Below are 20424 nucleotides of genomic sequence, written 5' to 3' on the forward strand. Positions count from 1 at the left end.
CCTTGCGCGCCCGCCCGACTTAACGATTGCATGCCCGCCTCCTCCCCTGACTTTGACGCCTCATTCTTCCGTACCGCGCTGGGCCGCTATGCCACCGGCGTAACGGTGGTCACCGCCGCCGGCCTCGACGGCGCGCCCATCGGGCTGACGGTCAGCTCCTTCAATTCAGTGTCGCTGAACCCGCCGCTGATCCTCTGGAGCCTGTCGCGCGGTTCTTCCTCGCTGGCGGCGTTCGAACAGTGCGAACGCTATGTGGTCAACGTGCTTAGCGCCGAACAGATCGCGCTGGCGCGGCGTTTCGCCACCGGCAAGACGCCGGACCGCTACGCTGGCCTGACCGTGCACCACGCGCCCGGCGGCACGCCGATGCTGGACGGTCATTGCGCCGCCTGGTTCGAATGCCGCAACCGCAGCCGCTACGAAGAAGGCGACCACATCATCATGGTGGGCGAGGTCGAGCGCTGCGGCCACAGCAGCGAACCGCCGCTGGTGTTCCACGCAGGCGGTTTCGACCTGACCCCGGCCGGATCGCGGTCCGAAAGGAAGACGTCATGAGCGTGGACGTCGATTGCGTCGTCATCGGCGCGGGCGTGGTGGGCCTGGCGATTGCCCGCGCGCTGGCCCAGTCCGGCCGCGAAGTGTTGGTGGCCGAAGCCACGGAAGCCATCGGCACCGGCACCAGCTCGCGCAATTCCGAAGTCATCCACGCGGGCATCTATTACCCCGCCGGCAGCTTGAAGGCGCGGCTTTGCGTGCGCGGCAAGCACCTGCTGTACGCCTACTGCGCCGAACGCGCCATCCCGCACAAGCGGCTGGGCAAGCTGATCGTGGCCACCGACCGCGAACAGGCCGCGCAACTGGAAGGCATCGCGCAGCGCGCCCGTGCCAACGGCGTCGATGACCTGCAATACATTTCCGGCGAAGACGCCACGCGCCTGGAGCCCGCGCTGCAATGCACGGCCGCGCTGGTATCGCCGTCGACCGGCATCGTCGACAGCCACGCGCTGATGCTGTCGTTCCAGGGCGACGCCGAAAACGCCGGCGCCCAATGCGTGTTCCATACGCCGCTGGTGTCCGGCCGCGTCCGCCCCGAGGGCGGGTTCGCCCTGCAGTTCGGCGGCGATGAGGCCATGACCCTGACCTGCAACGTGCTGATCAATTCGGCGGGCTTGCAGGCGCCAGCGCTGGCCCGCCGCATCGACGGCGTGCCGCCCGCCAGCATTCCCACCGACTACCTCTGCAAGGGCAGCTATTTCACGCTGTCCGGCCGCGCTCCGTTCTCGCGCTTGATCTACCCCGTGCCGCAACACGCCGGCCTGGGCGTGCATCTGACGCTGGACATGGGCGGCCAAGCCAAGTTCGGCCCCGACACGGAATGGGTCGGCACCGAAGACTACACACTGGACCCGGCCCGCGCCGAGGTGTTCTACGAAGCGGTGCGCAGCTACTGGCCCGCTTTGCCCGACGACGCCCTGGCGCCCGGCTACACCGGCATCCGGCCCAAGATCTCCGGCCCGCACGAACCCGCCGCCGACTTCGTCATCGCCGGCCCCGCCGTGCACGGCGTGCCCGGCCTGGTCAATCTGTTCGGCATCGAATCTCCCGGGCTGACCTCCAGCCTGGCCCTGGCGGAAGAAGCCCTGGCGCGCCTGGCCGCCTGACTCCGCCCCATCCCTTTCCTTTCCTGGCCTATTTCCGCACCATGCAGCACAACGACTACATCCTGACCCTGTCCTGCCCCGACCGCACCGGCATCGTCTACCGCGTCAGCGGCCTGTTGTTCGAATTGGGTTGCAACATCCTGGATTCTCAACAGTTCGGTGACGAGGAAACGGGCCAGTTCTTCCTGCGCGTGCACTTCGACCTGCCGGCCCCCGTGGCCGCCGACGACCTGCGAGCCCGCCTGGACGCCATGTCGGGCGAATACGGCATGGACCTGAAGCTGCACGATGCGCGCCGCAAAGAGCGCCTGCTGATCATGGTCAGCAAGCAGGGCCACTGCCTGAACGACCTGCTGTTCCGCGTGCATAGCGGGCATTTGCACGCCGAAGTGGCCGCAATCGTGTCGAACCACAACGATTACGCTAGCCTGGCGGCCTCCTATGGCATTCCGTTCCACCACCTGCCGGTCACGCCGGACACCAAGGCGGAACAGGAAAAGCAGGTGCTGGAAATCGTCGAACAGTCGAATGCCGACCTGGTCGTGCTGGCCCGCTACATGCAGATCCTGTCGGCGGACATGTGCCGCGCGCTGAACGGCCGCGCCATCAACATCCACCACAGTTTCCTGCCCAGTTTCAAGGGCGCCCGTCCCTATCACCAGGCGCATGCGCGCGGCGTGAAGATCATCGGCGCCACCGCCCACTACGTGACGTCCGACCTGGACGAAGGTCCGATCATCGACCAGGATATCGAACGCGTCGACCACACGATGACCGCCCAGGACCTGACCCAGGTCGGCAGCGACATCGAATCCCTGGTGCTGTCGCGCGCCGTGCGCAGCCACGTCGAACACCGCATCCTGCTGAACCGCAACAAGACCGTCGTGTTCCGCTGATCTCAGCCTGTCGCAGCGGGCGGATACTGGCGCGCCACCAGCGCCATCGCCTTCTGCTGCAGCGGCGAGCCCGCCTGCGCTGGCCAGATCACCTGGCTGATGGAGCGCGCCTCGTGCGGGAAAGCGATGAAACGCGTGCCCGCCAGGCCGCTACGCGACAGGCAGGCCGGCACGATCGACACCCCCAGGCCCTGCGACACCAGCGACGCCACGCTTAGCCAGTGGCGTACCTCGTGCCGGATCACCGGCATGAATCCCGACGCCACGCACATCGATAGCACCGTTTCGTAATAGCTGGGCGACGCCGCGCGGGCAAAGAACACGAAATCATCGCCCGCCAGGTCCGCCAATCGCAGCGACGCCCGGTGCGCCAGCGGGTGCGAATCCGGCAGGCAGACAACAAATGGCTCGGCCACCAGATCGCGCGCCTGGACCTCGTCCGGCACCGGGTTGGCGTGGATGAAGCCCAAGTCCTGTTCGCCGCGCCGAACGGCTTCGATCTGCTCGTGGGAGTTCAGCTCGGTCAGCACGTGCTCCACATCGGGAAGCTCGGCGCGCATGGCGTTCAGCAGCGCGGGCAGGCCGCGATACAGCATCGATCCCACGAAACCGATGCGCAGCCGCCCCCGCAAGCCCGCGTCCACCCGCTGCACCAGCGTGCGCACCTCCTCGGCCTGGCGCAACAGGGTCAGCGCCTCGCGGTACAGCACCTGCCCGGCATCGGTCAGTTCCACGTGGCGGCTGGTGCGGGCCAGCAGGCGCGCGCCCACGTTGTCTTCAAGCTGGCGGATGGCGTAGCTCAGCGGCGGCTGCGAAATGTGCAGGCGCGCGGCGGCGCGGCTGAAATGCCGCTCTTCGGCGACCGCGATGAAATAGCGCAACAGGCGGGGGTCCAGATCCACGGCGTCTTCCGATCCATATTTTTTATGAATTGTTCTACACAAAAACGGTATTTGTATAGATTAATCGACCCGCGCAACATCGCCATCTTCCCCGTCTTTTGCAGGATGCCGCCATGGATGCTCCGAAGATCTCCCCGATCGCCACTGCCGTCACGCCCGTTCCGGACTCCCGCGGCCTGAACCTCTTCAACGCCGATCCCTATGCCGCCGCCCTCAGCCAGCGCTACCTGCCGCCCCCGCTGCACGCGCACTTGCTGCCGCACCTGCAACGGCTGGGTGGACTGGCCGGCGGCATCATGGACGAGTTGGCTTCCACGGCGGACAAGCATCCCCCCACCCTGTCCGTGCGCAGCCGCGCCGGCACCGACGAATCCCGCGTCGACAAGCACCCCGCCTATGTCGAGCTGGAACGCCTGGCCTACAGTGAATTCGGCCTGGCGGCGCTTTCGCACCGCGGCGGCGTGCTGGGCTGGCCGGAACCGATGCCGGCCGCCGCCAAATACGCGCTAAGCCACCTGTTCGTGCAGGCGGAATTCGGCCTGTGCTGCCCGGTCAGCATGACGGACTCGCTGGCGCGCACGCTGCGCAAGTTCGGCGACCCGGCGCTGGTCGAACGCGTGCTGCCCCAGGTGACCTCCCAGGATTTCGACACATTGCGCCAAGGCGCCATGTTCATGACCGAACAGGGCGCGGGTTCGGACGTCAGCGCCACCGAGGTCACGGCCGAGGCGCAAGACGACGGTACCTGGCGTATCCACGGCGACAAATGGTTTTGCTCGAACCCCGACGCAGGATTCGCGATGGTGCTGGCCCGCAGCGAACCGCAGCCGGGCCTGAAGGGCGTATCGCTGTTCCTGCTGCCACGCGATCTGGCCGACGGCAGCCACAACCACTACCGCATCCTGCGCTTGAAGGACAAGCTGGGAACCCGCTCGATGGCCAGCGGCGAAATCCGCCTGGAAGGGGCCGTGGCCTGGCTGGTGGGCGAACGCGGCCGCGGCTTCAAGCACATGGCCGACATGATCAACAACTCGCGCCTGTCCAACGGCATGCGCGCGGCCGGCCTGATGCGCCGCGCGGTCACCGAGGCCGTCTACGTGTCGCAACACCGCCGCGCCTTCGGCAAACGCCTGATCGACATGCCGCTGATGCAACGCCAGCTGGTCAAGATGACGGTATGGGCCGAACAGGCCCGCAGCGTCATGTTCCAGACGGCCCGGGCGCTGGCCGACGCCGACCAGGGCGCGGCCGATCCCGCGCTGGCCCGCATCCTGACGCCGCTGATCAAGTTCCGCGCCTGCCGCGACGCGCGCAAGGTAACCGGCGACGCGATGGAAGTGCGCGGCGGCTGCGGCTACATCGAGGAATGGACCGAACCGCGCCTGGTGCGCGACGCACACCTGGGTTCCATCTGGGAAGGCACCAGCAACATCGTCGCGCTGGACGTGCTGCGCGCCATCAAGAAAGAGCAGTCCCTGCCCGCGCTGCGCGCCCATGTCGACCGCCTGCTGGCCGAGGGCGCGCCTTGCCCGCCCGCGCTGGCCGAACGCCAGGCCCAGGCGCTGGACAAGACCTTCGCGCTGGCCGAACACGCCGCGCAAGGCGACCACGCCGAACTCGCCCGCCAGGCCGCATCGCTGCTGTACCACGCGGTATCGATGGCCGCGCTGCGCTGGGAAGCCACGGGCGCCGGCCTGGAAAGCCGCGCGCAGCTGGCCGACCAGGTGCTGTTGCATCGCCTGGCGCCGCACGCCCCCTACGCCATTCCCCCCAACGAAAGCGCGGCCTGCCAGGCCATTCTGCAATACGCGCTGTAAACCGACGCCGGCGGCACAGCCGGCGCGTCCCCCAGGAGACACCACCATGAAACGCCTTCTTGCCCCCCTGATGCTGGCGGCGGCCGCCGCCGCGGCTCCGTCCGCTCCCGCCTTGGCCGCGGACGCCTTCCCCTCGGCCCGCCCGATCACGCTGATCGTGCCCTTCCCCCCTGGCGGCCCCACCGACGCCATGGCACGCCGGCTGGCCGAGAAACTCCGCGAGCCCCTGAAGCAAAACGTCATCGTTGAAAACCGCAGCGGCGCGGGCGGCAACATCGGATCCGAATACGTGGCCTCGGCCAAGCCCGACGGCTACACGCTGTTGTTCGGCACGTCCGGCCCGCTGGCCATCAATGTCAGTCTGTACAAAAGGCAGGGCTACAACCCCGAAACCAGCTTCGCGCCCATCATCCGCCTGGGCCACCTGCCCAACATCCTGGTCGTGAACCCGTCGGTGCCCGCCACCAACGCGCAAGAACTCATCGCCTACGCCAAGAAGAATCCGGACAAGCTCAGCTACGCTTCGTCCGGCAACGGCGCGTCGTCGCATCTGGCGGGCATTCTGTTCAACAAGATGGCCGGCACCCAGATCATGCACATTCCCTACAAGGGAACCGGGCCGGCGCTGAACGACCTGCTGGGCGGGCAGGTGTCGATGTCGTTCACCGACATCCTGACCGCGCTGCCCTACATCAAGGCCGGCAAACTGCGCGCCATCGGCCTGGCCAGCGCGCAGCGCTCCGAGGCCCTGCCCGACCTGCCCACCTTGTCCGAGCAGGGGCTCCAAGGGTATGACGTCAGCGTCTTCTTCGGCATCGTCGCCCCCAAGGACACGCCGGCAGACGTGGTGAACACGCTGAACCAGGCATTCAAGACCGCGCTGTCCGACCCCACCATCAAGCAGACCCTGCGTTCGCAGGGCATCGTCGAAGCGCAGGATCAGACGCCGCAAGGCCTGGCCGCCTTCATCACCACCGAAGTCCCCAAGTGGCGCGAGCTCATCACCAGCGCCAACGTTTCCATCGACTGAAGCTGACACGCCATGGCTCCCACCCTACCCAATGCCGGCGCGCTTGCCGGATGCAAAGTGATCGACCTGTCCCGCGTGCTGGGCGGTCCCTATTGCACGCAGATCCTGGCCGACCACGGCGCCGACGTGCTGAAGATCGAACCGCCTGGCGGCGATGAAACCCGAGGCTGGGGCCCGCCCTTCCTGGGCGACACGGCGTCGTACTTCATCGGCGTCAATCGCAACAAGGACGGCATGACGCTGGACCTGTCGCAAGCCGCCGGCCAGGAGCTGCTGCGCCACCTGCTGGCCGACGCCGACGTGCTGGTCGAAAACTTCAAGCCCGGCACGCTGGAGAAGTGGGGCCTGGGTTTCGAGTCCCTTAGCCAGGCCTTCCCCAAGCTGATCCATTGCCGTGTCAGCGGCTTCGGATCGGATGGCCCGTTGGGCGGATTGCCCGGTTACGACGCCTGCGCGCAGGCCATGTGCGGCCTGATGAGCGTGAACGGCGACGCGGACGGCGACGCTACCCGCGTCGGCCTGCCGGTAGTGGACATGGTGACCGGCCTGAACGCCGCCGTGGCCATTCTGCTGGCGCTGAATGAACGGGGCCGCAGCGGCCTGGGCCAGTTCCTGGACATCACGCTGTACGACTGCGCACTGTCGCTGCTGCATCCGCATGCGGCCAATTACTTCTACAGCGGCAAGGTGCCAACGCGCAGCGGCAACGCGCACCCGAACATCGCCCCCTACGAAACGCTGCCCACCGCCAGCGGCCCGATCTTCCTGGCCGTGGGCAACAACCGGCAATTCGCGCTTCTGGCGCAGGTGTTGAACGCGCCTGCCCTGGCGACAGATCCGCGCTACGCCGCCAACGCCGACCGCCTGCAGCATCGCCAGGCATTGCGCGACGACCTGTCCGCCTTGCTGGCGGAACAGGACGCGGCCGCGCTGGCCGACCGCCTGCTGCGCGCCGGCGTGCCGGCGGCAGCGGTGCAAACGGTGGACCAGGCGCTGGCGCACCCGCACACGCGCCATCGGGGCATGGTGCTGGAACACGGCGACTACCAGGGCGTCGGGTCTCCGATCAAACTGTCACGCACGCCCGCCACGCTGCGCAAGCTGCCGCCGTCGCTCGCCCCCCAAACCGACACCCCGTAAGGAGTACCTTCCGCGATACTCAAAGAATGCCAACAACTAAGACATTTCGTTGCAACGATGTTGCATCGAAAGGTCGCATAGGGCCGTAGACTTTTCGAATCGCCTAGCGTTGCCGGGCAGCGCCTCCCCCAAATTCAAAGAAAGAGGAGAAGGACCATGGCCACGAAAGAAACGAACGAAACGAAAGACCACGCCCCGCTTAAGCGGGTGATGGGCCCCAAACTGTTGTTGCTGTTCATCGTCGGCGACATCCTGGGCACAGGCGTCTATGCGCTGACCGGACAGGTGGCCGCCGAAGTCGGCGGCGCGGCCTGGCTGCCTTTCCTGGTGGCGTTCGCGGTGGCCTTGCTGACCGCGCTGTCCTATCTGGAACTCGTTACCAAGTATCCCAAGGCCGCCGGCGCGGCGCTGTATGTGCACAAGGCGTTCGGCGTGCACTTCCTGACCTTCATCGTGTGCTTCACGGTCATGTGTTCAGGCCTGACGTCCGCCGCCACGGCGTCGCAGGCCTTCGCCGCCAATCTGTTCGCCGCCTTCGGCATCAAGGCGGACAAGGCCTGGATCACCTCCGGCGCGCTGGGCTTCATGCTGCTGGTGATGCTGGTGAACCTGCGCGGCGCGGCCGAAAGCGTCAAGGCCAACGTGGTGCTGACCTTGATCGAACTGTCGGGCCTGCTGATGGTGATCCTGCTGGGCTTCTACGCCATCGCGGGCGGCCAGGCCGACTTCTCGCGCGTAATCGCGTTCGACACGCCGGAAGACAAGAGCGTATTCCTGGCGGTGACCTCCGCCACGGCGTTGGCCTTCTTCGCAATGGTCGGTTTCGAAGATTCCGTCAACATGGCCGAAGAGACCCACGAACCCAGCCGCATCTTCCCCAAGGTGATGCTGACCGGCCTGGGCGTCACCGCCGTGATCTACGTGCTGGTGTCCATTTGCGCCGTGGCGCTGGTGCCCGTGGGCGAACTGGCCAAGAGTTCGACGCCGCTGGTGTTGGTGGTCAAGCGCGCCGCCCCCGGCCTGCCCGTGGAATACATCATGCCCGTCATCTCGATGTTCGCCGTGGCGAACTCGGCGCTGATCAACATGATGATGGCCAGCCGGCTGCTCTACGGCATGTCGCGCCAAGGCGTGTTGCCGGCCTTCCTGGCGCACGTGCACCGCAAGAACCAGACGCCGTGGACCGCGATCCTGTTCACGACGGCGCTGGCGCTGGCGTTGATCGTGCTGGTGGCGTTGGCGGATTCCCAGGCCATCCGCGCGCTGGGCGGCACCACCGCGTTGCTGCTGCTGGGCGTGTTCGCGTTCGTCAACGTCGCGGTGCTGGTGCTGCGCCGCGACATCGTCAAGCACGAACACTTCCGCATCAACCGGATCATCCCGTGGCTGGGCGCGGCGGCCTGCCTGTTCCTGGTCACGCCGCTCACGGGGCGCGACGTCATCCAGTATCAGGTGGCGGGCTGGCTGCTGCTGCTGGGCGTGGTGATGTGGGGCGTGACGTACCTGGCGCACCGCAAGGAAGCACGCATGGAACTGGACCCTTCCAGACTGGAGTAGCCGGCAAAGGCGGCGGCCGGCTTCCGGCCTCAGCCCCCCGCGGCCAGCCCTTCGCGCCGCGGGTCCGCTCCGCCTTGCAAGCCGCCCGCGTCGATGACGATGCCGTGGATGCCACTGGGAAATTCGGTGATGCGCACCGGGTGCCCCATCCGCTCCAGGGCAGGCGCCAGCGCTTCCAGCGCGGTGCCTTTTTCCAGCTCGGTTTCCTTGTTGCGGCTGCCCATGTTGGGCAAGGCGATGGCCGCCTGGATATCCAACCCCCAATCCAGCACGCCCACGATTGTCTTGGCCACGTAATTGATGATCGCGCTGCCGCCCGGCGAGCCCACGAGCATGACGGGCTTGCCGTCGCGCAGCACGATGATCGGCGCCATCGCGCTGCGGGGACGTTTACCCGGTTCGATGCGATTGGCCACCAGACGGCCCTCGGGATCCTTGAACGACGACGAAAAATCCGTCATTTCATTGTTCAGCAAGAAGCCTCGCACGAAGATCTTGCTGCCGAACTCGCTTTCGATCGTGGTCGTCATGGACAAGGCGTTGCCTTGCGCGTCCACCGCCACCAGGTGGCTGGTGGAGGGCAGCTCCAGCGCGTTGTCCTGGCCCAGCGACAACAGCTTTCCTTCCGGATCGCCCGGCAGCGCCACCTTCATGCTGCGGTCCGGCTGAATCAATGCGCCACGCGCGCGCAGATAAGCGGGGTCCAGCATGGCGCGCACCGGCACCCGCACGAAATCCGGGTCCGCCACATAGAAGTCGCGATCGGCGAATGCCAGGCGGCCAGCCTCCGAAAAGTAATGCACGGCCTGTAGCGAGCCCGGCGCGTAACTTGCCATCGGAAACTGTTCCAGCTCGCCCAGCATCTGCAGGACGGCGATGGGACCGCTGCTGGGCGGCGCCATGCCGCATAGCTGGTAGCCCCGATACGCGCCACACACCGGCTCGCGCGTCCTGGCGCGGTAATTCGCCAGGTCCGCCAGATTCAGGTCGCCGGGCGTGGCGTGCCCTTGCACCGCGGCCACGATATCGCGGGCGATGTCGCCCTGGTAGAACGCGTCGGCGCCTTGCCCCGCCACGGCGCGCAGCGTGTTGGCGAAATCGGGGTTCTTCAGCACATGGCCCACCGGCCAGGGCGTGCCATCCGGGGCGTAGAAATAGGCGGCGGCGGCTGCCTGCCTGGGCAAGGCCTTGTTGCCCGCCAGCAGCGTATGCAGGCGCGGCGATACGGCGAACCCCGTTTCAGCCAGCCGGATCGCGGGCTGGAACAGGTCGGCCCAGGGCAGCGCGCCCGCGTCCCGGTGCGCAAGCTCCAGGCCGCGCAGCAGGCCCGGCACGCCGACCGACATGCCGTTGTTGACGGCTTGCGCGAAGGGCAACGGTTTGCCCTCGGCATCCAGGAAGCGGTCCGGGCGTGCGGCCGCGGGCGCCGTCTCGCGGCTGTCGAAGGTCTGGATGCGGCCCGTCTTGGCGGAATACAACACCATGAATGCCCCGCCGCCGATACCGGAAGACTGCGGTTCCACCAGGTTCAGCACCAGTTGGGTCGCGATGGCGGCGTCCACCACGCTGCCGCCCCGGCGCAGCATCTCGTCACCGGCTTGCGTCGCCAGCGGATTGGCCGAAACCATCATGTAGCGCGACGCGCGCACCAGTTCGCGCGCTTGCGCGCCGCTGGCGGCTTCGGGATTGCGGTCTTCGGCCGCCGGCGGCGTGCGGGCCCAGGCGGCGGGCATGCCGGCTAAAGGCGCCGCCAGGGCGGCGGCAAGCAGGAGGGCGGCGGCGTGGCGGCAGGCGCGCATGATCGGGCTCCGGGATAGCGCCGGCATGCCGGCAGGCGTCCATCATAGTCAAGGCACCCGCCGCTGTCGCGCCGGCCGCCCCGGGATGCCCGCTTGCGCCTTCCGACATAGAATCGCGGTTCCGGTCCCTTATCCCCATCGTGCCATGCGCCTGCGCCATATCGAGATTTTCGAAGCGATCCGTCGTACCGGGTCCCTGACCGAGGCTGCCGCCGCGCTGCATATCTCGCAACCCGCCGCCAGCAAGCTGCTGGCGCACGCCGAAGCCCAACTGGGTTTCAAGCTGTTCGAACGCGTGAAGGGCCGGCTGGTCGCCACGCGCGAAGCCGACATCCTGACGCCTGAAGTCGCGCGGCTGAATCAAGACTTGAACAGCGTGCGCCGGTTGGCCGCCAGCCTGCGGGACCGGCCCAACGGCCACTTGCGCCTGGGCTGCGCGCCCGCGCTGGGCCTGGGGCTGTTGCCCCGCGTCGTGCGCGACAGCCGCGACGCGCAGCCTGGCATCACCTTCGATATCCACACCCATCACAGTGCCGAACTGGTGCAGGGCCTGTTGACGCGCGAGCTGGACCTTGCCGTCACCTTCGACACCAATGACTACCCCGGCCTTACGCGTATGGGCCTGGGCCATACCGAACTGGTGCACCTGAGCCGCACGCCCGCTTCCGGCCCGATGCGCCTGCCGGAGTTGGCCACCCCGTCAGGCGGCACGCTGATCGTGCTGGACGCCAGCGACGCCTCCGGCGCGCTGCTGCAGATGGCGCTGGACGCGCAAGGCCTGGATCCGCAGGTCGCTATCCAGGTGCAGACGCATTACGTGGCCTGCGCGCTGGTCGATGCCGGTTGCGGGGACGCCATCGTCGACGCCATCACCGCGCAGGCCATGCTGCGGCCGGGCATGCATCTGCGCCGCCTGGAACCGGCGCTGCGCGTGCCGATCAGCATCATGGTGCGCAACCAGGACCCCTTGTCTTCCCTGCACCGCGACCTGATCGAACGCCTGCGCGCTGCCTGCGCCGAGCGCATCGCCACACTGGACGCGGCCTGCTAAACGGGCCTTGCGCCAAAAGAAAACGGACGCTCGAAGGCGTCCGTTTTGCCGTGCAAGCCGGGGCAGGCCTGGGCCGCCCCCCGCGCAACATCAGTCCAGCTTGATGTTCTGCTTTTTCACGACGTCTTGAGCCCAGTCGAACTGCTCTTTGATTTCCTTCGCGAACTCTTCCGGCGTGTTGCCCGACGGCGCCGAGCCTTGATCGTCCAGCGCCTTGATGACCTTCGGGTCCTTCAGGGCCACGACAGCGGCGTCACGCAGCTTGTTCACGACTTCCATCGGCGTGCCCTTGGGGGCCAGCAGACCGTACCAGACCGGCTGGTTCAAGACCGGGAAACCGGCTTGCTTGAACGTCGGCACGCCCTTCACGGCAGCGATTTCATCGGGCCATGCGATGGCCATGGCGCGCAGCTTGCCCGCCTGGATCTGCGGCATCGACGACGGCAGGTTGTCGAACAGGATTTCGATCTGGCCGCCGACGGCATCCGCCACGGCCGGGCCCGAACCCTTGTACGGCACGTGCACGATGTCGGTGCCCGTGGCCATCTTGAACGATTCGCCCATCAAGTGCAGCACGCCGCACGTGCCCGAGCTGCCGTAGGAGTACTTGCCCGGATTCTTCTTCAGCTCTTCGACGAAGCCCTTGAAGTCCTTGGCCGGGAACTTCGGGTTCACCGCGACCACGTTGGCCGTGTTGGCGAAGTTGGTGACCGGCTGGAAGTCCTTGATCGGATCGTACGGCAGGTCCTTCGGACGGCACGCCGGGTTCACGGCCATCGTCGAGACGGTGGCGATGGACAACGTGTAGCCGTCGGCATCGGCGCGCGCGGCTTCCGACGCACCGATGGCGCCACCTGCGCCGCCCTTGTTTTCCACAACCATCGGCTGGCCAAGTTCCTGGCTCATGCGCTGGGTCACCAGGCGCGCGATGATGTCGGTCGAGCCGCCAGGCGCGAACGGAACGATCACGCGGATCGGCTTGCTGGGGTATTTGTCGGCGGCGTGCGCGACGGAGACGCCAAGCGTGCCGGCGGCGCCGGTTGCCAAGGCGATAGCCACGGCCAGGGAGCGAACTTTATTCATAGGTGTGTTTCCTCCAAGATTGCGAGCCCGTATGTAAACGGCCCGTTGTGTGTTGTGCCCGCCTGTAGGCGGACCAGCAGTTAACGGTGGGGGCGCATTGCTCGTGTGCTGCGTGTTTCGCGCTGCTTTTATGGATTGCTTGTGGCACACACGCCCGCCAGAATGACGGAGAATAGCAGCAAATGCTTACACCCGCATAGCGAGCCGATCCCCGGCCAACGCCCTGAAATAACGCCTTAATCCATGTCGGTCGCCCTTCTGGTTTTCCCTGATTTCTTGCTGGTCGCGCTAGGTTGGGCGCTACGTCACAAACTGGGATTTTCACGCGAGTTTTTTGCGGGCACCGAACGCCTCGTCTACTTCGTGCTGTTCCCCGCCCTGCTGTTCCAATCCATCTTGCGCACCCCCATCACGGCGGGCAACGCGGCCCTGCTGCTGCAGGCCACCGCGGCCGTCGTGGCCTCGGGCGTGGCGCTGGCCTGGCTGGCGGGCCTGATACTGCGGCCGTCGTCGCTGGGGCTGGCCTCGTCCGCGCAATGCGGCTACCGGTTCAACACGTACATTGGCCTGGCGCTGTCGGCCAGCCTGGCCGGCTCGCAGGGCCAGACGGTGATGGCGCTGATTATTGGCTTTGCCGTGCCCATGGCCAACATCGCGGCGGTCTACGGGCTGGCGCGCCACAGCGGCGGCAACCTGCTGCGCGAGCTGGCGCGCAATCCACTGGTCGTGTCCACGCTGTTGGGCCTGGCCTGCAACCTCGCGGGGCTGCACTTGCCCGGCCCCGTGGATACCGTGCTGGCGCGCCTGGGCGCGGCGGCCATCGCGCTGGGCATCCTTTGCGTGGGCGCCAGCCTGGCATGGGAAGGCGGCAAGGGTTATGGCTTGCTGATCACGTGGATGTTGGGCGTCAAGCTCGTGGCGCTGCCCGCCGTGGCGCTACTGGTCGCGCACCTGTTGGGCCTGCCGCCCCTGGAGTCGCGGATGCTGCTGCTGTTTGCCGCCTTGCCCACCGCCTCCGCCGCCTACGTGCTGGCGATGCGCATGGGCGGAGACGGCCGGATGGTGGCGGTGCTGATCTCGCTGGGCACGCTATTCTCGGCGGCCACGATCCCGATGTGGCTGCTGTTCACCGGACACGCCTGATCCGGCGGAATGCGCGTTGCGCGGGGTTTCGAGCTTGCCGCGCGCCGCAATGAAAATGGCCGCCCATCGGCGGCCATCGTCATTGCGGCGCGACCGTTTACGACGGCTTGTGCGCGTTGGTCATCGAGCCCGGCACCACCCATTCGGCAAACTGCGCCTCGGTCACATAACCCAACGCCAACGCCGATTCCTTCAGCGACAGCCCTTCCTTGTGCGCCTTCTTCGCGATCTGTGCAGCCTTGTCGTAGCCGATGTGCGGATTCAGCGCCGTCACCAGCATCAGCGAACGGTCGACGAGTTCGGCGATGCGCGCGTGATTGGGTTCGATACCGGCGGCGCAGTGCTCGTTGAAGCTGGCCATGCCATCCGTCAGCAGCCGCACGGACTGCAGGAAGTTGTGGATCACCAGCGGCTTGAACACGTTCAGTTCAAAATTGCCGCTGGCCCCGCCAATGTTGATGGCCACATCGTTGCCCAGCACCTGCGCGGCCAGCATCGTGATGGCTTCGCACTGCGTCGGGTTGACCTTGCCCGGCATGATCGAGCTGCCCGGTTCGTTTTCGGGAATGCTGATCTCGCCCAGGCCCGAACGCGGGCCGCTGGACAGCCAACGCACGTCGTTGGCGATCTTCATCAGGCCGGCGGCCAACGCCTTCAATGCGCCATGCGCGAACAACAGCGCTTCGTGGGACGCCAGGGCCTGGAACTTGTTGGGCGCCGACACGAAGGCCGTGCCGGTGGCATGCGCCAGGTCCGCGGATACCTTGGCGCTGAACTGCGGGTGCGCGTTCAGGCCGGTGCCGACGGCGGTGCCCCCGATGGCCAGCTGATGCAGGCCGGCAAGCGTGGCGCGGATCTGCTGTTCGGCCAGGTCCAGCTGCGCGACATAGCCCGAGAGTTCCTGGCCCAGTGTCAGCGGCGTCGCGTCCTGCAGGTGGGTGCGGCCGATCTTCACGATGTCGTAGAACTCGGCGCTCTTGGTCGCGAAGGTCGCACGCAGCGCCTTCAGGGACGGCAGCAGGTGGTGCTCGACCTCGACGGCGGCGGCCACGTGCATGGCGGTCGGGAAGGTGTCGTTGGACGACTGGCCGCGGTTGACGTGATCGTTCGGGTGCACCTTGCGCGCTTCGCCGCGTTCTCCGCCCAACAGTTCCGAGGCGCGGTTCGCCAGCACCTCGTTCATGTTCATGTTGCTTTGCGTGCCCGAGCCCGTCTGCCAGACCGACAAGGGGAACTCGTTGGGCCATTTGCCGGCAATGACTTCGTCGGCCGCGCGGATGATGCCATCGGCGATCGTCGGATCCAGTTCACCCAGTTCGGCGTTGACCTTGGCCGCCGAGCGCTTCAGGCGCGCCATCGCGTTGACCAGGGGAACGGGCATCTTCTCGGTGGAAATCGCGAAAAAATGCAGCGAACGTTGCGTTTGGGCGCCCCAGAGGTGATCCTCGGGGACTTCAATGGGCCCAAACGTGTCTTTTTCGATGCGGGTCTTCATGGCGCGTACAACTCCGTGGCGGCGTCAGTCGCGTCCAGCGGCACTCGCCAGGCGCGACATATTGAGAATAGCAATCAATTAATAGATTAGCAGAAACCCGCATTCCTATAATTGCCGAAACCCGTGTTCCCTCCATCGATTTTTACCACTCGCCCAGCGCCATGTCCGCCCCTCTTTGCAGCCTGACCTTGCACCTGCCCGACGAAGCCGCCACGGAATCGTTGGCGCGGCAGCTCGCCCCCCTGGTTTCCGGGGGCAAAACCGGCCCGGCAGGCGCCTGCATCCACCTTCAAGGCGACCTCGGGGCAGGAAAAACGGCCTTCACCCGGGCATTGTTGCGCGAATGCGGCATCACAGGCCGAATCAAAAGTCCTAGCTACGCGCTGCTTGAATCCTATAAAGTTTCTAACTTATACTTCTATCATCTTGATTTTTATAGATTTAGTGATTCGCGCGAATGGTTGGACGCAGGATTCCGGGATTTACTGCGTGACGATGCGGTCGTTTTGATCGAATGGCCGGAGCGGGCCGAGGGTCTTTTGCCCCCGCCCGACCTGCTGATTTCCCTGGCTTATGCCGGCGAGGGACGTGACGCCACCCTGACCGCGAACACCGCTCGAGGACAAACATGGTTGAACGCGATTGTCCCCCCGCCCAAGACGGCGCCCTTTGCTCGGCAGGCGCCACCCGGCGCCGCCTGATCAGCGTCGCGGCCACGCTGCTCGTCCTGCCGGTCTTGCCGCGCCTGGCGCAGGCCGCGACGATCCTGGCCGTGCGTACCTGGCCGGCCGACGAATACACCCGGGTCACGCTCGAACTCGACAGCGAGCTCAAGGCCGAACAGTTCACGCTTGAAAACCCCCACCGCCTGGTGGTGGATATCGAGGGACTGACCATCAGCGCGGCCCTGAACGACCTGGTATCCAAGGTCCGGCCCGACGACCCCTATATCCAAAGCCTGCGCGTGGCGCAGAACCGCCCGAACGTCGTGCGGCTGGTGTTCGACCTGAAGCAGCCCGTGGCGCCCCAGGTGTTCACGCTCAAGCCCGTGGCCGACTACCAGTACCGCCTGGTGCTGGATTTGTACCCGAAGGTCGCCCAAGACCCGCTGGTGGCGATCCTGAACAAAAGCGGCGCCGACGCGGACGATCCCCTGGCCCGCATTCTGGAAGACATCCAGCGCAATCCGGCGACCCGCGCCGATCCGCCCGAACCGCCCCGCGTGAAGGGCCAGCAGCCCGCCCCGCCGCTGCCCACGGCGCCCAAGTCTCCCCCCGCGACCGCCGGCCGCGGCAAGCAGCGCATGGTGACCATCGCGCTGGATCCCGGCCACGGCGGCGAAGATCCGGGCGCCATCGGCAGCAGCGGCCTGCGTGAAAAAGACGTGGTGCTGCGCATCGCCCGGCGCCTGAAGGCGCTGATCGACAGCCAGCCCTATATGCGCGCGTACCTGACGCGCGATGACGACTACTTCGTGCCGCTGCACGTGCGCGTGCAGAAGGCACGCCGCGTCCACGCGGACCTGTTCATCTCGATCCACGCGGACGCCTGGGTCAAGCCCTCGGCCAACGGCTCGTCGGTGTTCGCGTTGTCGCAGCGCGGCGCGACCAGCGCGCAAGCGCGCTGGATGGCCGATAAGGAAAACGCGGCCGACCTGATCGGCGGCGTCAACCTGGGCAGCCACGACCGCCAGGTGGCCAAGGTGCTGCTGGACCTGTCCACCACCGCGCAGATCAATGATTCGCTGAAGGTCGGCAACGCCTTTCTGGACGAAATCAAGAAGATCAACCGTCTGCACAAGAACAGCGTCGAACAGGCCGGTTTTGCCGTGCTGAAGGCGCCGGACATTCCATCCGTGCTGGTTGAAACCGCCTTCATCAGCAACCCCCAGGAAGAAGCCCTGCTGCGCAGCAACGCGCATCAGGACAAGCTGGCGCAAGCCATGATGACCGGCATCCAGCGCTACTTCACCGCCAACCCGCCGCTGGCGCGGCTGGGCGACGTCAGCTGAACGCGCTGGCGAAAAAAAGGGCAATGCGTCGTGAAGCGCATTGCCCTTTTTTCTTTGGGAGCCCGTGACGCGGGGCTCGCGCGCCCCGTCCTACGCGCGGCGCGACTTGACCAGTTTGAATACGCCCGCGCCGATGACCGGCACGATTGCCGCAGCCAGGCCCAGCAGCACGATGGTGTTCAGGTGTTCGCGCACCAGCGGGATGTTGCCGAAGAAATAGCCGGCGGCGACCAGGCTGACGACCCACAGCAGCGCGCCCAGGATGTTGAATAGCTGGAACCGCGACATCGACATGTCGGCCACGCCCGCCACGAAGGGCGCGAACGTTCGCACGACCGGAATGAAGCGCGACATGACGATCGTCTTGCCGCCATGCTTTTCATAGAACGCGTGGGTACGCATCAGCGCGCCCCGGTCCAGGAACCTCAGGTTCATCGAGAACACGCGCGGCCCGATGTACCGGCCTATCATGTAGTTCAGCGTATTGCCGGAAATTGCCGCGACGATCAGCAGCACCGCCATCATGACGGGGTCGATATGCCCGGTGGCGCCGAACGCGCCGGCAATGAACAACAGCGAATCGCCCGGCAGGAAAGGCAGGACGACCAGCCCCGTCTCCGCGAAGACGATCAGGAACAGCACCAGGTACACCCACACGCCGTATTGCGCGACCCAGACGCCCAGCGTCTTGTCGATGTGGAGCACCATATTGAAGAATTCAAGCATTCAGCAGCCCGGAAGTCATAAGAGGGATTAGACCCCAGCGACTATAGCCCACCGGGCCATGGCGCTAAAATCATCCACACAGCCTCACCAGACCTCCAGCCTAATGACCGAACGCCGTTCCATCCTTGCGCTTCCCGACCTGCTCATCAGCCAGATCGCCGCCGGCGAAGTGATCGAGCGCCCCGCCTCCGTCCTCAAGGAAATCCTCGAGAACGCGATCGACGCGGGGGGCCGCGCCATCGAAGTGCGCCTGGAAGGCGGCGGCATCCGCCGGATCGCCGTCACGGACGACGGCGGGGGCATCCCCCCCGACGAATTGTCGTTGGCGCTGGCGCGCCACGCCACCAGCAAGATCCGGTCGCTGAACGAACTGGAATCCGTCGCATCGATGGGGTTCCGCGGCGAAGCGCTGGCATCGATCGCGTCCGTCGCCCAGGTCACCATCATTTCGCGTACCCGCGACGGCGAGCACGCCTGGCAGATCGACGCCGGCAACATGCAGGTCAGCCCCGCCTCGGGCCCGCCGGGCACCACCGTGGATGTGCGCCAGCTGTTCGACGCGGTTCCGGCCCGACGCAAGTTCCTGCGGTCCGAAGCCACGGAATTCGGCCACTGCGTCGATGCGATGGAACGCATCGCCCTGGCGCACCCGCAGATCGCGTTCCGCCTGTTCCACCACGACCGCGCGCAACGCCAATGGCTGCCCGCCGAACCGCCCCAGCGTATCCGCGACGTGCTGGGCGCCGAATTCGCCGAGCACGGGCTGCTGCTGTCGCACTCGGTCGGCACGGTCAGCCTGGCCGGCATGATCACGCGTCCGACGGCGGCGCGCGCCCGCGCCGACCGGCAGTACCTGTACGTGAACGGCCGCTATGTGCGCGACCGCACCGTCAGCCATGCGTTGCGCGCCGCCTATGCCGACGTGCTGCATGGCGACCGCCAGCCGGCCTACGTGCTGTTCCTGGACATCGACCCTGCCGCCGTGGACGTGAACGTCCATCCGGCCAAGCATGAAGTCCGATTCCGCGACAGCGGCGCCGTGCACCGCTTCGTGTCGCACGCGGTTGGCCAGACCCTGGCGCAGACGGGCGGCTCGTCGGCGGTCTCGCCCGCGTCGCAAAGCGAGGCGGATGACGGCGGTTTCGAAACCGTCGCACAAACCGCCGCGCCCTCGTCTGCCGGACTCGCCACCGCCTCTGCCCCGCCCAGCGCTCCCGCCGGGGACGCCACGCGCCTGGCGGACGCCCCCCGGCCGGGTTATTCGGGTGGCAATTCCGGTGGCAATTCCGGCAGCCATTCCAGCGGCTATTCCGGCGGCAACCCGGGCGGCAACGCCGGCTATGGCCTGCGCCCGTCGCCGGCCCCGCAACGCGCACACACCCAGGTGCCATTCCGCCTGCACGCCGAACCCGCCGGCATCCCCGCGGCCGACTGGCAATCGCTGTACCGCCCGTTGTCCGACGACACGGCCGCCAACGTCACGCCCGTGCGGGAGCCCAGCCCGGCGGCCGGTTTGCCGGCAGGCGAAGAACATCCACTGGGCATGGCGCTGGCGCAATTGCACGGCATCTACATCCTGGCGCAGAACCGTCGCGGCATGGTGTTGGTGGACATGCACGCCGCCCATGAACGCGTCGTATACGAACAGCTGAAGCAGGCGCTGGACGCGCGCAGCCTGCCCCGCCAGGACCTGCTGGTGCCGGTGGTGTTCCACGCGCAAGAGAAAGACGTGGCCATCGTCGAGGAATTCGAGGCGCAACTGGCCGACCTGGGCTTCGAGATGCGCCCGTCGGGCCCCACGTCGATTGCCGTGCGCTCGGTGCCCGCCATCCTGGCGCGCGGCGACATCGAAACGCTGGCACGCGCGGTGCTGCGCGACCTGGGCGCCGTGGGTGTGTCGCGCCTGCTGACCGAACAGCGCAACGAACTGCTGTCCACCATGGCCTGCCATGGCTCCGTGCGCGCCAACCGCAAGCTGACCATCGAAGAAATGAACGGCCTGCTGCGCCAGATGGAATCCACCGAACGGGCCGACCAGTGCAACCACGGGCGCCCGACCTGGGTGCAGTGGTCGGTGTCGGACCTGGACAAGCTCTTTCTGCGCGGACAATAA

At 66.6% G+C, this 20424-nt stretch carries 17 protein-coding genes; 12 read left to right on the plus strand and 5 right to left on the minus strand.

The window, feature by feature from the left end:
- Nucleotides 1-30 precede the first annotated feature (30 nt).
- Genes CQ050_RS03505 through purU form a run of 3 tightly spaced genes read left to right on the plus strand, consistent with a single transcriptional unit; the run spans nucleotide 31 to nucleotide 2557 of the window.
- Nucleotides 31-555 (plus strand): flavin reductase family protein, encoded by a 525-nt coding sequence (locus tag CQ050_RS03505; protein ID WP_105555408.1) that lies wholly within the window; start codon nucleotides 31-33, stop codon nucleotides 553-555.
- Nucleotides 552-1661, plus strand: a complete 1110-nt coding sequence (locus CQ050_RS03510) for an NAD(P)/FAD-dependent oxidoreductase (RefSeq protein ID WP_105555409.1) — start codon at nucleotides 552-554, stop codon at nucleotides 1659-1661. Before CQ050_RS03505 ends, CQ050_RS03510 begins: the two co-directional genes overlap by 4 nt.
- A gap of 41 nt (nucleotides 1662-1702) precedes the next feature.
- Nucleotides 1703-2557, plus strand: a complete 855-nt coding sequence (gene purU, locus CQ050_RS03515; RefSeq protein WP_105555410.1) for a formyltetrahydrofolate deformylase — start codon at nucleotides 1703-1705, stop codon at nucleotides 2555-2557.
- Nucleotides 2558-2559: 2 nt separating this feature from the next.
- Here purU and CQ050_RS03520 read toward each other — a convergent pair whose 3' ends face one another.
- Nucleotides 2560-3459 carry a LysR family transcriptional regulator gene (locus CQ050_RS03520; protein ID WP_105555411.1) on the minus strand — a complete coding sequence of 300 codons (900 nt, stop codon included), beginning with the start codon at nucleotides 3457-3459 and terminating at the stop codon, nucleotides 2560-2562.
- A 113-nt stretch (nucleotides 3460-3572) separates the two neighbouring features.
- On the opposite strand from CQ050_RS03520, the gene CQ050_RS03525 reads away from it, so the two are divergent.
- From CQ050_RS03525 to CQ050_RS03540, 4 genes are all read left to right on the plus strand, one after another.
- A complete protein-coding gene (locus tag CQ050_RS03525) occupies nucleotides 3573-5276 on the plus strand; it encodes an acyl-CoA dehydrogenase family protein (protein ID WP_105555412.1) in 1704 nt (567 codons plus the stop codon).
- A 46-nt stretch (nucleotides 5277-5322) separates the two neighbouring features.
- Complete coding sequence (locus CQ050_RS03530; protein ID WP_105555413.1) at nucleotides 5323-6306, plus strand: tripartite tricarboxylate transporter substrate binding protein; 984 nt, start codon at nucleotides 5323-5325, stop codon at nucleotides 6304-6306.
- A gap of 12 nt (nucleotides 6307-6318) precedes the next feature.
- Nucleotides 6319-7446, plus strand: a complete 1128-nt coding sequence (locus CQ050_RS03535; RefSeq protein WP_105555414.1) for a CaiB/BaiF CoA-transferase family protein — start codon at nucleotides 6319-6321, stop codon at nucleotides 7444-7446.
- Between the two features lie 156 nt (nucleotides 7447-7602).
- Nucleotides 7603-9003, plus strand: coding sequence for an APC family permease (locus tag CQ050_RS03540; RefSeq protein WP_105555415.1), 1401 nt, complete (start codon nucleotides 7603-7605; stop codon nucleotides 9001-9003).
- A 29-nt stretch (nucleotides 9004-9032) separates the two neighbouring features.
- Here the strand turns inward: CQ050_RS03540 and ggt are convergent, their stop codons facing one another.
- The gene (gene ggt / locus CQ050_RS03545; protein ID WP_105555416.1) at nucleotides 9033-10802 is read right to left on the minus strand and encodes a gamma-glutamyltransferase; all 1770 of its coding nucleotides are present in this window, start codon (nucleotides 10800-10802) and stop codon (nucleotides 9033-9035) included.
- Nucleotides 10803-10947: 145 nt separating this feature from the next.
- On the opposite strand from ggt, the gene CQ050_RS03550 reads away from it, so the two are divergent.
- Complete coding sequence (locus CQ050_RS03550) at nucleotides 10948-11853, plus strand: LysR family transcriptional regulator (RefSeq protein ID WP_105555417.1); 906 nt, start codon at nucleotides 10948-10950, stop codon at nucleotides 11851-11853.
- Nucleotides 11854-11943: 90 nt separating this feature from the next.
- Here the strand turns inward: CQ050_RS03550 and CQ050_RS03555 are convergent, their stop codons facing one another.
- On the minus strand, nucleotides 11944-12936 hold the full coding sequence (locus CQ050_RS03555; protein ID WP_105555418.1) for a tripartite tricarboxylate transporter substrate binding protein BugE: 993 nt from the start codon (nucleotides 12934-12936) through the stop codon (nucleotides 11944-11946).
- Between the two features lie 243 nt (nucleotides 12937-13179).
- Here CQ050_RS03555 and CQ050_RS03560 point away from each other — a divergent pair, with 243 nt between their 5' ends.
- Nucleotides 13180-14079: an AEC family transporter gene (locus CQ050_RS03560; protein WP_105555419.1), complete on the plus strand. Its 900-nt coding sequence runs from the start codon at nucleotides 13180-13182 to the stop codon at nucleotides 14077-14079.
- Nucleotides 14080-14176: 97 nt separating this feature from the next.
- Here CQ050_RS03560 and fumC read toward each other — a convergent pair whose 3' ends face one another.
- Complete coding sequence (fumC, locus tag CQ050_RS03565) at nucleotides 14177-15574, minus strand: class II fumarate hydratase (RefSeq protein ID WP_105555420.1); 1398 nt, start codon at nucleotides 15572-15574, stop codon at nucleotides 14177-14179.
- Nucleotides 15575-15735: 161 nt separating this feature from the next.
- Between fumC and tsaE the strand changes: the two genes are divergently transcribed.
- Together tsaE and CQ050_RS03575 are read left to right on the plus strand one after the other, a co-directional pair.
- Nucleotides 15736-16275, plus strand: coding sequence for a tRNA (adenosine(37)-N6)-threonylcarbamoyltransferase complex ATPase subunit type 1 TsaE (tsaE, locus tag CQ050_RS03570; RefSeq protein ID WP_105555421.1), 540 nt, complete (start codon nucleotides 15736-15738; stop codon nucleotides 16273-16275).
- The gene (locus tag CQ050_RS03575; protein ID WP_146120997.1) at nucleotides 16203-17585 is read left to right on the plus strand and encodes an N-acetylmuramoyl-L-alanine amidase; all 1383 of its coding nucleotides are present in this window, start codon (nucleotides 16203-16205) and stop codon (nucleotides 17583-17585) included. The genes tsaE and CQ050_RS03575 overlap by 73 nt, the downstream gene beginning before the upstream one ends.
- Before the next feature lie 90 nt (nucleotides 17586-17675).
- Here the strand turns inward: CQ050_RS03575 and CQ050_RS03580 are convergent, their stop codons facing one another.
- A complete protein-coding gene (locus CQ050_RS03580; protein WP_105555422.1) occupies nucleotides 17676-18311 on the minus strand; it encodes a VTT domain-containing protein in 636 nt (211 codons plus the stop codon).
- Between the two features lie 103 nt (nucleotides 18312-18414).
- Here CQ050_RS03580 and mutL point away from each other — a divergent pair, with 103 nt between their 5' ends.
- The gene (gene mutL / locus CQ050_RS03585) at nucleotides 18415-20424 is read left to right on the plus strand and encodes a DNA mismatch repair endonuclease MutL (protein ID WP_105555423.1); all 2010 of its coding nucleotides are present in this window, start codon (nucleotides 18415-18417) and stop codon (nucleotides 20422-20424) included.

The organism is Achromobacter sp. MYb9, assembly GCF_002975275.1.
Classification (GTDB): domain Bacteria; phylum Pseudomonadota; class Gammaproteobacteria; order Burkholderiales; family Burkholderiaceae_B; genus Achromobacter.

Excerpts from the sequence above, each read along its gene's own strand:
- purU (WP_105555410.1), top strand. The coding sequence starts at position 1,703 with ATGCAGCACAACGACTACATCCTGACCCTGTCCTGCCCCGACCGCACC.
- CQ050_RS03540 (WP_105555415.1), top strand. The coding sequence starts at position 7,603 with ATGGCCACGAAAGAAACGAACGAAACGAAAGACCACGCCCCGCTTAAG.
- ggt (WP_105555416.1), bottom strand. The coding sequence starts at position 10,802 with ATGCGCGCCTGCCGCCACGCCGCCGCCCTCCTGCTTGCCGCCGCCCTG.
- mutL (WP_105555423.1), top strand. The coding sequence starts at position 18,415 with ATGACCGAACGCCGTTCCATCCTTGCGCTTCCCGACCTGCTCATCAGC.
- CQ050_RS03550 (WP_105555417.1), top strand. The coding sequence starts at position 10,948 with ATGCGCCTGCGCCATATCGAGATTTTCGAAGCGATCCGTCGTACCGGG.
- CQ050_RS03525 (WP_105555412.1), top strand. The coding sequence starts at position 3,573 with ATGGATGCTCCGAAGATCTCCCCGATCGCCACTGCCGTCACGCCCGTT.
- CQ050_RS03530 (WP_105555413.1), top strand. The coding sequence starts at position 5,323 with ATGAAACGCCTTCTTGCCCCCCTGATGCTGGCGGCGGCCGCCGCCGCG.
- CQ050_RS03510 (WP_105555409.1), top strand. The coding sequence starts at position 552 with ATGAGCGTGGACGTCGATTGCGTCGTCATCGGCGCGGGCGTGGTGGGC.
- CQ050_RS03560 (WP_105555419.1), top strand. The coding sequence starts at position 13,180 with ATGTCGGTCGCCCTTCTGGTTTTCCCTGATTTCTTGCTGGTCGCGCTA.
- tsaE (WP_105555421.1), top strand. The coding sequence starts at position 15,736 with ATGTCCGCCCCTCTTTGCAGCCTGACCTTGCACCTGCCCGACGAAGCC.
- CQ050_RS03575 (WP_146120997.1), top strand. The coding sequence starts at position 16,203 with ATGGTTGAACGCGATTGTCCCCCCGCCCAAGACGGCGCCCTTTGCTCG.
- CQ050_RS03555 (WP_105555418.1), bottom strand. The coding sequence starts at position 12,936 with ATGAATAAAGTTCGCTCCCTGGCCGTGGCTATCGCCTTGGCAACCGGC.
- CQ050_RS03580 (WP_105555422.1), bottom strand. The coding sequence starts at position 18,311 with ATGCTTGAATTCTTCAATATGGTGCTCCACATCGACAAGACGCTGGGC.
- CQ050_RS03505 (WP_105555408.1), top strand. The coding sequence starts at position 31 with ATGCCCGCCTCCTCCCCTGACTTTGACGCCTCATTCTTCCGTACCGCG.
- fumC (WP_105555420.1), bottom strand. The coding sequence starts at position 15,574 with ATGAAGACCCGCATCGAAAAAGACACGTTTGGGCCCATTGAAGTCCCC.
- CQ050_RS03535 (WP_105555414.1), top strand. The coding sequence starts at position 6,319 with ATGGCTCCCACCCTACCCAATGCCGGCGCGCTTGCCGGATGCAAAGTG.